Annotated in this window: 11 protein-coding genes and 2 pseudogenes; 7 read left to right on the top strand and 6 right to left on the bottom strand. The window is 45.2% G+C overall.

Annotation, left to right across the window (positions count from 1 at the left end):
- Positions 1–48: 48 nt before the first annotated feature.
- Positions 49–243, bottom strand: coding sequence for a hypothetical protein (locus BZG20_RS15315; protein ID WP_077458576.1), 195 nt, complete (start codon positions 241–243; stop codon positions 49–51).
- Between the two features lie 280 nt (positions 244–523).
- On the opposite strand from BZG20_RS15315, the gene BZG20_RS15320 reads away from it, so the two are divergent.
- Positions 524–1,744 (top strand): aldose 1-epimerase family protein, encoded by a 1,221-nt coding sequence (locus tag BZG20_RS15320; RefSeq protein ID WP_077458577.1) that lies wholly within the window; start codon positions 524–526, stop codon positions 1,742–1,744.
- Between the two features lie 170 nt (positions 1,745–1,914).
- Here the strand turns inward: BZG20_RS15320 and BZG20_RS15325 are convergent, their stop codons facing one another.
- On the bottom strand, positions 1,915–2,946 hold the full coding sequence (locus tag BZG20_RS15325) for a LacI family DNA-binding transcriptional regulator (RefSeq protein ID WP_077579542.1): 1,032 nt from the start codon (positions 2,944–2,946) through the stop codon (positions 1,915–1,917).
- A 258-nt stretch (positions 2,947–3,204) separates the two neighbouring features.
- Here BZG20_RS15325 and BZG20_RS15330 point away from each other — a divergent pair, with 258 nt between their 5' ends.
- The 3 genes from BZG20_RS15330 to BZG20_RS15340 all read left to right on the top strand — a co-directional run bounded on the left by BZG20_RS15330 (position 3,205) and on the right by BZG20_RS15340 (position 5,321).
- Positions 3,205–3,648 (top strand): PTS sugar transporter subunit IIA, encoded by a 444-nt coding sequence (locus tag BZG20_RS15330; RefSeq protein ID WP_077579543.1) that lies wholly within the window; start codon positions 3,205–3,207, stop codon positions 3,646–3,648.
- A 117-nt stretch (positions 3,649–3,765) separates the two neighbouring features.
- Complete coding sequence (locus tag BZG20_RS15335; RefSeq protein ID WP_046075409.1) at positions 3,766–4,053, top strand: PTS sugar transporter subunit IIB; 288 nt, start codon at positions 3,766–3,768, stop codon at positions 4,051–4,053.
- Between the two features lie 11 nt (positions 4,054–4,064).
- On the top strand, positions 4,065–5,321 hold the full coding sequence (locus BZG20_RS15340; protein WP_077458580.1) for a PTS ascorbate transporter subunit IIC: 1,257 nt from the start codon (positions 4,065–4,067) through the stop codon (positions 5,319–5,321).
- A gap of 147 nt (positions 5,322–5,468) precedes the next feature.
- Here the strand turns inward: BZG20_RS15340 and BZG20_RS15345 are convergent, their stop codons facing one another.
- Entirely contained in the window at positions 5,469–6,473 is a 1,005-nt protein-coding gene (locus BZG20_RS15345; RefSeq protein WP_077579544.1) for an NAD-dependent epimerase, read from the bottom strand.
- Between the two features lie 213 nt (positions 6,474–6,686).
- On the opposite strand from BZG20_RS15345, the pseudogene galE reads away from it, so the two are divergent.
- The 3 genes and pseudogenes from galE to BZG20_RS16225 all read left to right on the top strand — a co-directional run.
- Positions 6,687–7,693: pseudogene (gene galE, locus BZG20_RS15350) on the top strand (UDP-glucose 4-epimerase GalE).
- 111 nt (positions 7,694–7,804) lie between these two features.
- Positions 7,805–8,869, top strand: coding sequence for a UDP-N-acetylglucosamine--undecaprenyl-phosphate N-acetylglucosaminephosphotransferase (gene wecA, locus BZG20_RS15355; RefSeq protein WP_077579545.1), 1,065 nt, complete (start codon positions 7,805–7,807; stop codon positions 8,867–8,869).
- A gap of 171 nt (positions 8,870–9,040) precedes the next feature.
- A pseudogene (locus BZG20_RS16225) lies at positions 9,041–9,529 on the top strand (ISAs1 family transposase); the annotation flags it as partial.
- Positions 9,530–9,690: 161 nt separating this feature from the next.
- On the opposite strand, the gene BZG20_RS15365 reads toward BZG20_RS16225, so the two are convergent.
- From BZG20_RS15365 to BZG20_RS16020, 3 genes are all read right to left on the bottom strand, one after another.
- A complete protein-coding gene (locus BZG20_RS15365) occupies positions 9,691–10,437 on the bottom strand; it encodes a glycosyltransferase family 2 protein (RefSeq protein ID WP_077579547.1) in 747 nt (248 codons plus the stop codon).
- Entirely contained in the window at positions 10,437–11,651 is a 1,215-nt protein-coding gene (locus tag BZG20_RS15370; RefSeq protein WP_077579548.1) for a glycosyltransferase family 4 protein, read from the bottom strand. The genes BZG20_RS15365 and BZG20_RS15370 overlap by 1 nt, the downstream gene beginning before the upstream one ends.
- Positions 11,608–12,468: hypothetical protein (locus tag BZG20_RS16020; RefSeq protein WP_077579549.1), on the bottom strand; the 861-nt coding region annotated here is incomplete at its 5' end. The genes BZG20_RS16020 and BZG20_RS15370, both read right to left, overlap by 44 nt.

The raw sequence follows: 12,468 nt of genomic DNA on the forward strand, positions 1-12,468 counted from the left end.
CACAGCTTTACGCTTTTCCTAGCCTCTCGTTTCTAGAAGCGCAGCGTCTCAGTTCTCGTCCTTCTCCATCGGCTCACTCAAACCCGGCACCGCTTGGCAAAATGTGCATTCTTCATTATCCACCGAGGCACCGCCCGTCTCGACGTAGCGAATACGATGACTCGCTTTGGCTCGGTTAGCCGACACCGCAAACCGCCGCTGGTCACGCTCGGGAATGGTCTTTTCTGTGTCATGCTCAGCCATGGGTTGTCTCCTTCAAATACCAAGAACCGCTCTACTGTATGTTAACTTTACCACCCCTAAGTCGCCTAACCAAAAGTGCCTGTCCCCGATAACTCCGCCCAATTACTCCCGCTAACTGTGTCATGCTGAACGTGAGTCAGCACTCATGATTCAAAATCAGTTAATAGAAATTAAAGAGCTGAATCACAAGGTCACTTTCAGCAATTTGTCTGTTCAAATAATGAGCGTAGTATTTAAGCTGAAACGATTCAGCTAAACACAACAAATGAGGAAGACTAAGATGATAATCAAAAACGTCCTGGCAACTGTTGCCCTACTCACACCTGTCTACGCCCTTTCAGCAGAATTTGTACTCACCGATAGCGCAACTAACACCTACGTGGATCATTGGAAAACATCGGCGCAAGAACTTGGAATTAACACTACAACCCCCTTTTCAATTGAAAAAAAGCGACTCAATACAGGTAAACAAAGTGGCGTGGATATTATCACCATCGATAACGGTGAATTAGAACTGACACTGGTACCAACTCGAGGTATGGGTATCTACCAGGTGCGCAAGGAGGGCAAGCGGATTCTTGGATGGGATTCACCCGTCAAAGAGATAGTCAATCCAGCTTTTATTGATCTTGAAAGCAGAAACGGCCTTGGCTGGCTAGATGGCTTCAATGAAATGCTTGTTCGCTGTGGGTACGAATGGACAGGCCACCCTGGTGTTGATGACAATGGGCAATTGCTCAGCCTTCATGGGCGAGTTCAAAACACTCCCGCCTCGCTGGTGAAAGTCGAAATAGACGATGAAGCCCCACATACAATTACTGTCACCGGGATTGTTGCAGAGAGTACCTTTAAAAAATCAAACCTTTCGACAGAAACGCGTTTGAGTATCATTCCTGGCGAAAATTCCTTCTCAATAAACGATACGCTCACCAACAAAGCTGATTACGACGATGAATATCAAATCATCTACCACTCAAACTTTGGTAAACCCATCCTAGAAAAAGGCGCCAAAGTCCATGCAGCAGCAAGTGAAATATCTCCATTTAATGACTATGCAAAAGAGGGACTTAAAAGCTGGCAAACCTATTTAGGACCAACAAAAGATTTTGATGAAATGGTATTTAACTTAAAACCCATTAGTGACCCAGAAGGCAACTCTCTTGCTGTTTTACACAATAAAGATGCCAACTCTGGTGTGTCGATGCGATTTAAAACCGATCAGCTCCCAGTGCTAACCATTTGGAAAAATACTGACACATTAAAACAGGGCTATGTAACGGGAATCGAGCCTGGTACAAGCTATGCGTATAATACAAAATATCAACGACCGTTAGGCCTAGTGCCGACCATAAAAGCTGGCGAACAAAAACATTTCGATCTTGAGTACACCGTGTTAACGAGTGCGGAAGACGTCAGTCAAGCCGTCGACAATGTAGCCAAAATCATGAAAAAACAAAAAGTCCAACTAAAGTCAGAGCCTTTGGTCGAGCTTAGTCACTAAAGCACATAGTGGCTAGACATAGCTTTTCATTATCAAACGTGTTCGGCGTTGCTCACGCTTGGCCGAACACTTTCCACTCAATACTCCTCCCAACGCGTTCGCGCCTGTCCTGTCAAAAGCATACTGTGCTCTTTGCACTAAAGTGCCTGTCCCTCTAAAACGGCCCAAAACTAATTTTTTCTCGCAGTGCTGGCGCGATGTGCGAGTTTAAATGGAATAGTTTGAGCGCCTGTAAGCGGTTGCCCTTCAATAGCTTGTAAAATGGCCGACGCGGCCTGTACGCCGAGGGATTGATAGTCAATTTCAGCGCTCGTTAAGCTCGGAAAGGCATGCTCACTCATGGAAGAGCCCTCCAGGCTGATAATCGCGATATCGGTCGGCACTTTTAACACCCGTCGGTGACACTCAAATAACGCGCCGATGGCTATCTCTTCATGGCTGCATACCAGCGCGTCCAACGTGGCATCGCGAAGCAACAGTTTCGCCAACCCTTCGGCCCCCAATTGCGCCGATGGGGCCTCATGCGTTGTCAGAAAATGGTCAGGGGTTAAATAGTGCTCAATCATCGCGCCCTGCCAGCCCTGTAGCTTGCGCTGCAAGGTGGCATGGTTGCCCCGTGCACCAATAAAACCAATATGATGAAAGCCCTGACTAACAAGGTGGGATGTACAGCGCTTGCCGATGTCGTGGGGGTCGCTGCCCATGCTGGCATAGCTATTCATGGAAGGCGACTCAGCGATTTCAAGGACAGGCGCATTGGCCATCTCAAGCAATTGATGGGTACGCTGAGTATGCTCATTGCCAAATAGCACCACTGCCGCTGGCCGACTTTCTAAAAAACCGGCCAATAAATCCTCTTCCTGCTGGACCGAATAATCACTGTAACCCAACAACAACTGATAGCCCGCTTTATTCAGCCGCTGTTGAAAACGAGGCAAAAACAAGGCACACGCCTTTTCCAATAGAGAAGGAATGATCAACGCAATGGCATAGCTTTGCGCTGATGCCAAGGCACCCGCAGCTTTATTAGGAATATAACCCAGTTGCTCGACGGCGCGTTGAACCTTATCGCGCAATTTGTCAGAGACAGCATCCGGGGTACGCAACACCCTGGAAACCGTCATGGTGCCTACCCCAGCCTGTTTGGCAACATCCGCAAGCGTAACTTTACCCGTATTGCGTCGTTTTCTTGGTTCACTCATCGTATCTATTGATTACTCATCATTTTATGACACCGTATCCTATCACAGCCATCAGCGATTAATCCTTGCCCCGCATGGCCTCTTTGTAGCATGACCCATTGGTAGACAGAAAAAGTGATAGCGCTATCACATCTTATGGTAGCGCTATCAGATAGCGCTACCATTTGTGATCATTGTCCATTTATTGCTCAGTTTTCAGCGATAGAGTTATCAACAATTCTCCAACAACCTAATAAAACCTTTAAAACGGATAGAGCCATGTTACGAGATCTGATTACCGCCGACGTTATCCGCATTCACCAGGATGCCAACGATTGGCAAGATGCCATCAACAAAGCCTGCGCAGTACTTTTGGATAACGGTGCCATTGCGCCAAGCTATGTCGACGCGATTTATCGCTCACACCAAGAAATCGGTCCCTATTATGTGGTGGGCCCGGGTATCGCGATGCCCCACGCACGCCCTGAGGATGGCGTTAACCGCCTCGCCCTGGCTATCACAGTGATCAAAAACGGCGTCAATTTTAACAGCGCCGAAAACGATCCGGTTAAGGTGCTAGTCACCCTCGCGGCCACCGACAGTAATAGCCATGTCGAGGCTATCTCCCAATTGGCGAACCTTTTTATGAATGACACACACATCGCGCAGATCAGCCGCGCCACCAACGTGGATGAAGTATTAGCCATTATCGCCAACTACTAACCCTTACATCGGTAGCAACAACACTTAAAGACACAAAGGGCTCGCCCTTAGCTATCGGCTTTAAAACAACGAACATGCTGAAAATGCACCTGTTAACCCAAATAGAAGGTCTGAATTATGAAAATCACAGTCGTATGCGGCCACGGTCTTGGCACCAGCCTAATGATGGAAATGAGCATCAAAAAAATTATCAACGATCTTGGCGTCGACGCCAGTGTCGACCATATCGATCTGGGCTCCGTCTCTGGGACAGAAGCCGATATATTCGTCGCCACCAACGATATCGCCCAACAGTTACAAGCGATGAATGTGTCGCCGCGCATTGTCGCACTCGACAACATGGTGGACAAAGAGGCAATGAAAACCCGCTTGTCTGAGGCCCTACAAGCACTCGGTGCCCTATAAGGAGTGACGTTATGCCCTTTTTTAACTTCCTGATGAAAGACGTGCTCTCTGAGCCCGCGGTATTAGTGGGTTTGATTGCACTGATTGGTTTAATCGCCCAGAAAAAGCCCGCGACTGAATGCATCAAAGGCACCATCAAAACTATTCTGGGTTTTGTGATCCTAGGAGCCGGTGCCTCATTGGTAGTCAGCTCACTTGGGGATTTTGCCACCATTTTCCAGCATGCGTTTGGTATCAGTGGCGTGGTGCCCAACAACGAAGCCATTGTCTCCATTGCGCAAGAAGCCTTTGGTAAGGAAATGGCAATGATCATGTTCTTCGGCATGCTGGTTAACATTCTTATCGCACGCTTAACCCCGTGGAAATTCATCTTTTTAACCGGCCATCACACCTTGTTTATGTCGATGATGGTCGCCGCGATTCTTTCCACCAGCGGAATGGAAGGCATCCCATTGGTCGCATTAGGCTCTGTGGTTGTCGGCTCGGTGATGGTGTTTTTCCCTGCCATCGCCCATCGCTACATGCAACAAGTCACGGGTTCAGATGAAGTCGCCATTGGCCACTTTTCAACCCTCTCTTACGTGTTAGCCGGCTTTATTGGCAGCAAGTTTGGCAACAAAGCCCACTCCACTGAAGACATGGACGTGCCCAAAAGTCTGTTGTTCTTGCGTGATACACCAGTCGCCATCTCGTTCACCATGGGGATTATTTTTATGGTGACGTGTCTGTTTGCCGGCGGAGATTTTGTGCGCGAGGTGAGTGACGGTAAACACTGGTTTATGTTTGCACTAATGCAATCCATCACCTTTGCAGGCGGGGTGTATGTAATCTTGCAAGGGGTAAGAATGGTGATTGCTGAGATTGTGCCAGCGTTTAAAGGGATTTCCGACAAACTGGTGCCCAATGCCAAGCCAGCACTCGACTGTCCCGTGGTCTTCCCCTACGCGCCCAATGCGGTGTTAGTAGGCTTTTTATCGAGCTTTGTTGCTGGGCTTGTCGGTATGTTCCTACTCTATATACTGGGGCTAACGGTGATTATCCCAGGCGTTGTGCCCCACTTTTTCGTCGGCGCAGCGGCAGGGGTATTCGGTAATGCCACCGGCGGACGACGCGGCGCAATCTTAGGCGCCTTTGCGCAAGGCCTACTGATCACCTTCCTGCCCGTGTTCTTGCTCCCCGTACTCGGCGACCTGGGTTTTGCCAACACCACCTTTAGCGATGCAGACTTTGGGGTGGTCGGCATCCTACTCGGCCTGATTGTGCGATAACCACAAACAAAAAAGGATGAACAGGCCGATTGGCTTGTTCATCCTTTGTCTATCCTGCCTACCAATAAAGTCATATGAACGACGCTTAAGCCCTAATAATGGTGCATTTAAAAATGCCATAAAAGCATAAGCCGACTTAAATAATGACTACTTCTGGTAGAAATGTTTATACCACTCTACAAATTGAGCAACGCCCTCTTTCACGCCTACCTTGGGTTGATAGCCTGTTGCCACAAACAAATCTTGGGTATCGGCATAGGTTTGGTAAACATCCCCCGGCTGCATGCCGCGGAAGTTTTTCTTCGCCTCAATACCCAGCTCAACTTCAATCGCTTGGATAAAGTCCATCAGGTTGATCGGGCTACCATGGCCAATATTGTATACCGCATAAGGCGCCGAGCTCGAAGCCGGTGAGCCATGCTCTACCGTCCAATCATCATCACGCGCAGGTACTACATCCGCAATCCTTACCACGCCTTCAACAATGTCATCCACATAGGTAAAGTCACGCCACATATCGCCGTGGTTATTAATATCAATACTCTCACCATCAAGAATTTTCTTGGTGAAAATAAACGGCGCCATATCCGGACGACCCCAAGGGCCATAAACGGTGAAAAAGCGCAAACCTGTGGTCGGAATATCGTAGAGATGCGAATAGCTGTGCGCCATCAACTCATTGGATTTTTTAGTCGCGGCATACAGCGATACAGGGTGGTCAACCGAGTGATTGGTCTCAAACGGCACCGTCTCATTCAAACCATATACCGAACTTGAAGAGGCATAGACCAAGTGCTCAACCTGATGATGCCGACACCCTTCTAGAATGTTCAAGTGACCGACAAGGTTAGAATCGGCATACGCATGCGGGTTTTCCAGCGAATAACGTACACCCGCCTGAGCGGCAAGGTGGATCACACGGTTAAAGTTGTGCGCTGCAAACAAGTCAGAAACTGCATCACGATCGGCAATATCAAGCATTACACAGGTAAAGCCAGCTTGAGGGATATTATCCAGACGGGCCTGCTTGAGTGATACATTGTAATAATCATTGAGGTTGTCAATCCCAACCACCTGGTGACCTTGTGCCAATAGCTTTTTCGCCACCGCACTACCAATAAACCCGGCCACACCGGTAACCAGTACTTTCATTGTTATTCCTTTTTGTTAATGCACGTCATGGTATACGCGCCGTGCTGAGATTATCTTACAGCGCACTCGCTCGGTGCAAGAGCTCGGGGAGCGGATGACGAAATACGGAAAAGCCCCTCTGCGAGCACTCCGCAACTCTTCCCTTCTCCCCCAGTATTCCGTATTCTGTCGCCCATATTGACAGAACTTGGTATTAAACTAGGCAGATAAATCATGAAGGTACTCGTCACTGGTGGCACGGGATATATTGGTAGCCACACTTGCATTCAACTGATTGAACAAGGCCACACGCCTGTTGTTATCAACAATCTATGCAATAGCAAAGAGATAGTGCTCGATCGTATTGAGCAAGTCACTGGCGTACGACCAACTTTTATGCAAGGCGATATCCGTGACAGTGCTTTCTTAAAGCGCGTATTTGCTGAACACAGTATTGACAGCGTCATCCACTTTGCCGGATTAAAAGCTGTGGGTGAGTCAGTTGAAAAGCCACTGAAATACTACGACAACAATGTCTCCGGCACTCTCATTCTCGTGAGTGAAATGAATAAAGCTGGAGTGAAATCTCTGATATTCAGCTCATCAGCTACCGTTTACGGCGATCCTGCATCGGTACCCATCAAAGAAGATTTTCCCACCTCGGCGACCAATCCTTATGGACGTAGCAAATTGATGGTGGAAGAGTGCCTCCGAGATTTTCAACAAGCCAATCCCGACTGGAGTATCACTTTGCTGCGTTACTTTAACCCCGTCGGTGCACATGAATCTGGCCTGCTCGGCGAAGATCCACAAGGCACACCCAATAACTTGCTGCCTTTTGTGGCACAAGTAGCAGTGGGCAAAGCTAGGCATATTTGGTAACGATTATGATACGCCCGATGGCACCGGTGTGCGAGATTATATTCATGTCGTCGACCTGGCCGAGGGCCATTTGGCTGCGTTGGATAAAAAAATCCATCAACCTGGCACTCATATTTTTAACCTCGGTACCGGCCAAGGCAACAGTGTGCTAGAAATGGTGCATGCGTTTGAAGTGGCTGCAGATCGCCCGATCGATCCCTTACGAAATCAAACCCCGTCGAGCCGGCGATATCGCCGAATGCTACGCTGATCCGGCTTATGCAGAAACCCACTTGGGTTGGAAGGCAACACGCGATTTACAAACTATGGTAGAAGACACTTGGCGCTGGCAGTCTAAAAATCCAAATGGGTACCAATGAAGCAACTATGAGCGCACAAAACAACCAAACTAATATGATATGGGCTCGCTGACTTCCTACCTGCCCTAAAAATCATTAAACTAGCGCCTGATTGACGTTGAGGGATACCACGTGCTCATACCATTTATTGAACTGGCCTTTCTGTGCTTTTTTGCCTTTTGTTCTCTCTTTGTGATTCGAAAGATGGCCAAGGCTGTGGGTTTGGTCGATATTCCCTCCGGACGCAAGCAACACATCGATAACGTTCCCCTTGCAGGCGGCATAGCGACCAGTATAACGCTATTGTATTTTGTGTTTAATAATCCCTCCGTCCTGCAGTCACCAACTCTCTATGCGTCATGTGTGATCGTGCTCGTTATTGTCGGGGCGCTGGATGATAGGTTCGATATAAGCTACAAAATCCGTTTATTTGTACAAGCGCTATTGTCCATTGCAATGATGTGGGTCGGCAACCTCGAGCTCACAAATTTGGGCAACTTACTGGGAACAGGCGAAATAAACCTGGGATCTGCTGGGTACGCGGTCACTGTGCTAGCAGTGATTGCCGCTATCAATGCCTTTAATATGGTGGACGGCATTGATGGTCTATTAGGTGGGCTATCTATCGTCACATTCGGCGGATTAGCGCTGCTTTTGCTCCATGATGGTCAAGCTCATATGGCTTACTTTTGTTTTGCCATGGTCGCCACCCTTGTGCCGTATGTCGTTCTCAATATGGGATTGCTAGGCCGCCAGAGAAAGGTGTTTATGGGTGACGCTGGTAGCATGCTAATTGGCTTTACCGTTGTTTGGGTACTGCTTTTTTCCAGCCAGAATGGAAAGGCGCCGCCATTACGTCCCGTCACCGCATTATGGCTCATCGCTGTTCCATTGATGGACATGGTCGCGATCATGATCCGACGCATTCGCAGAGGCGAATCACCGTTTAAACCAGACCGTGACCACCTCCATCATATTTTCCAACGGGTCGGACTTACCTCGAAACAAACACTGCTCGCTATTTGTAGCATCTCAGCTTTGTATGCAGGCATCGGGATCTATAGCGATATTGCTCGAGTGCCAGAATACATCATGTTGATTGCGTTTTTAGCCTGCTTCGCGATTTACCTTATATTTATAACATATATTTGGCGAATTACTGGAATTGTAAAAAAGCTACTGGGAACACATAGATAATTTAATATATCGTCGGCAGTTTAAAATTTATTCACTAGTCGACTATATCGCTCAGAGCGATAATATGAGTTAGTGCATTGCTAACTTCAAATTTATGACAACATAATATGTATAACAACAGTCAATCATTCGCTACCCCAGGCATGCCGCGGCTCTTCATGCGTTTTCCCTGCGATCACTGCGGCATTCAGTGAGCAGCGCCGAACCTTCAATGACGATGTTGTGTTTGAGCATGGCCACGGTCGTAATGAGTCGCGCCAGTGCTATGTAATTGATAAAGAATATTTATCAGGCGACTTTACTCGTTAGCCATCACTACAAAGCCTTGTCATAGTTGAGTCTTTGCGTGTTGAAAAAGAGCGTCCGATGTCGCTGTAGTATCGCTACTATACCAGCTCAAAATCACTGACTGCCGATGAGGCAAGCCGTGCTATCCGCTCGCATTGGGGCATTGAAGCCATGCACTGGGTGTTAGATGTCAACATGGGTGAAGACGCCTGCCAAATTAATAAAGACAATGGCGCAGCGAATGTTGCCTGTCTGCGACACATGGCCTCAAATATGGTGCGAGCAGAGCCGACCAAGATCAGCTTGGTATTAAAACAGAAGCGTTGTCTCATGAATACCAGCTTCTTAGAGAAGGTTTTAGCCGCAGGCATACCAGCGATGGTTGAAAAAAAAACACTCATGTGCTCGCCCTGGGTATGCCTGTTAGTTGCCGAGTTGATTGCTGGGAGCAATTCTATTGGGATCAGTGCGTTAGGTGAATGATTTGATCAACAACGCCCATTCATAATGGTAAATTAACTTAGCTAGAATGATCATCGAAGCCTACGTAGAACACCGTTAAGAGCATAGTGACAAAAATAATATAGGCTTTTCAAAAAACTGAGTTCTTCTATTTTTCGGTAAAGTGCCCAGTTATATTTTGCGGCTATCAGTTTGTTCGAAGAAATAGATCGACTATGAACTCGATATTCGGCCAATACCTCATTCAAGCTATAGGCATAATCACAGTTTTTGAGGATTTTTAGCCAGAGGCCAAGATCTTGCCTTTTACGAATTAGAGGCATATACATTTTCCCAACTTTTTGCGTGTCATAAATTGCGGTAAGACACCCAATAACACAACACTTTAAAAGTTGGTGGTAAGAAACGCGTTCAGGGACCTTCACAGCGCTGATAAACTCTCCACGTTCATTAATTTTATCGTAAGACGAGAAACACAAAGCTACATTTCCATCACGCATAAATTTCAACTGCTTTTCTAATTTTCTCGCTTTCCATTTATCGTCGCTATCTAAAAATGCGATATATCTACCTCTAGCCGCCTGTATAGCAGTGTTTCTAGCAACAGCAGCACCAGAGTTACCTGACAACTCAATTAGTCTAATTCTTGAATCTTCTCGACAGAAACTTTTGATAATATCAACGGAACCATCAGTAGAACCATCATCAACAATAATTAGTTCCCAATACTCATATGTCTGGCTTAAAACTGAAGAAATAGTTTCATTTATATAAAGAGAAGAGTTATATGACGGAGTAATAATAGATACCAAATTCATTATAACTCTTTCCTTTTCTTCGCTCTTAACCAGTATTCACAGTATTTTTCCATGGATTTGTCAACATCAAAGACGCTATCTATTCGCTGCTTTGCATTTAAGGCAATCTTCTTCGATACTTTAGGCTCATCCAGGCACTTTTCGACTCTATCAATAGCTGCTTTTATACCGCGCTTATCGACAATAAAGCCTGAATGCTGCTCCTCAATAAGCTCATCAATTCCCTCGGTTCGAGTAGTAACGACTACACATTGTTGATACATTGCTTCCTTTACTACATTGGGTAATCTTTCTGATGGATACCGCGACATAAGAAGGAAAAAGTGCGCATTGTTCATGATTCTGATTAGTTTCTGTTGGTCAACATGCCCTAAAAACTGTATTCTTGTACTGCATTTCTTTTTATTCGAAATTTTTATTAATGTATCTAAATATGGACCATCGCCCGCAATGTATAATTTTGCTTCTGGATACTTGCTACTTATAGCATCGAATATTTCGATAACATCGTCTACTCCTTTTTCTTCAATCAATCGAGCTGCAGTAAGAAATACGGGATCCACTAATCCTCTGCCAATAGTTGCGGAGATACCATTTGTAGCATTTAATTTAGTTCCTCTGTAAACGATGTTAATGTCCTCTGGTTCAATCCCCTTTTTGAGCAAGGCGTCCAAGTTCGATCTAGAATGAGTAAATAGCGTATCTACTCGTTTGGCCAACGAGTAACTGGGACTGTAATTTGTCGTTAAATCATGAGCACCTAGAAACTGCGATAGCACCACTTTAGGCATATTCTTATACACTAAATATCCAAACATGGCGGGATAATGACCCCAAAAAAGATGAACAACATCAGGAGTTTCTTTAATCAGTTTATGAAACTGACCTAATACTGAAGGAATCAATATTAAGCTCTTAATCAAATGTCTGGGGGACGTTTTTAAATTTATGACTAGCCAAAACAGCAGGTCGAAAAACATCACTGGGTGCGAAAAAACAAACCATATACTCCTAAAAAACACATTAACATTAAAATGTGTAATTGAAAGTTTATGATGCCCCCTTTTTTCAATTAGATCTAGATGATCTTTATGTCTATTTCGTAAGCCAATAATCGTAACCTCATGCCCTTTACCTATCAATGAATCAATATCTAAAGAAGCAAATGTTTCACTTGGAACTGGGAACTGCATTGTTACGTAAGTAATTCTCATTTTTTGACACTCTAAAATAAAACTGATAATAGCCCCCCACTAAACCTAACAACGTGTAATAGAAAAAAGACAATCTGACTTGTTCAGTGAAATTATTGCCAATTGACAATAACGGGACAGTCAAAAGCCAAAGTAAAACAGCCATAAAAAAAGCATAATCGGTATTTTTCGCGTTCATGCTCTTTAAAATTCTGAAGCATTGGTAAGCCGACAAGAACAGGATAAAGAAGTAGCATAGAAAGCCCATTAAACCGTATCTAAACAGTAAGTAACTGTATATAGATTCAACCAACGCCATTTCACCTTTTGATGGACCATTACCGAACAGAAAAATGATAAGGCTAGAATTCGCCCTATCGATCGCAAAAAGGAACTGATTAAGTCTGTGCCCTGCTGAGTTACCTATATCACCATTTTCAAAGAAGCGAACAAACTGCCCGGTCAAATAGCTAAAATTCTCTAAAAGATACGGCAAACTAAATAGCAACACCAATACTAAAACAATAAAACAAAAATAATACAAAAGCAGACTAACCCTTATCTTATTTTGTTTAATATTAAGACCAAAATATGTTAAAACCATCGGGGTTATAACAAAAAAACCAACAATGAAACCAGCCACTACCGACCGAGATTGAGGCAATATCAGCATTATGAGCGATAGTAAAAAAACAATAATATAACGAGAAAAACTCGAGAATAGTAGTTTAGAAAAAAAGTAGTAAACAAAAAACGTCATAAAAAAAGCATAATCATAAGGATTAGAAAAAGGAGTTGAAACCCTTCCTGATTCTATATTATTTAACCCAGTATACAT

Source organism: Salinivibrio sp. IB868 (assembly GCF_001995655.1).
GTDB classification, from domain to species: Bacteria; Pseudomonadota; Gammaproteobacteria; order Enterobacterales; family Vibrionaceae; genus Salinivibrio; species Salinivibrio siamensis.

Excerpts from the sequence above, each read along its gene's own strand:
- BZG20_RS15315 (WP_077458576.1), bottom strand. The coding sequence starts at position 243 with ATGGCTGAGCATGACACAGAAAAGACCATTCCCGAGCGTGACCAGCGG.
- BZG20_RS15320 (WP_077458577.1), top strand. The coding sequence starts at position 524 with ATGATAATCAAAAACGTCCTGGCAACTGTTGCCCTACTCACACCTGTC.
- BZG20_RS15325 (WP_077579542.1), bottom strand. The coding sequence starts at position 2,946 with ATGAGTGAACCAAGAAAACGACGCAATACGGGTAAAGTTACGCTTGCG.
- BZG20_RS15330 (WP_077579543.1), top strand. The coding sequence starts at position 3,205 with ATGTTACGAGATCTGATTACCGCCGACGTTATCCGCATTCACCAGGAT.
- BZG20_RS15335 (WP_046075409.1), top strand. The coding sequence starts at position 3,766 with ATGAAAATCACAGTCGTATGCGGCCACGGTCTTGGCACCAGCCTAATG.
- BZG20_RS15340 (WP_077458580.1), top strand. The coding sequence starts at position 4,065 with ATGCCCTTTTTTAACTTCCTGATGAAAGACGTGCTCTCTGAGCCCGCG.
- BZG20_RS15345 (WP_077579544.1), bottom strand. The coding sequence starts at position 6,473 with ATGAAAGTACTGGTTACCGGTGTGGCCGGGTTTATTGGTAGTGCGGTG.
- BZG20_RS15365 (WP_077579547.1), bottom strand. The coding sequence starts at position 10,437 with ATGAATTTGGTATCTATTATTACTCCGTCATATAACTCTTCTCTTTAT.
- BZG20_RS15370 (WP_077579548.1), bottom strand. The coding sequence starts at position 11,651 with ATGAGAATTACTTACGTAACAATGCAGTTCCCAGTTCCAAGTGAAACA.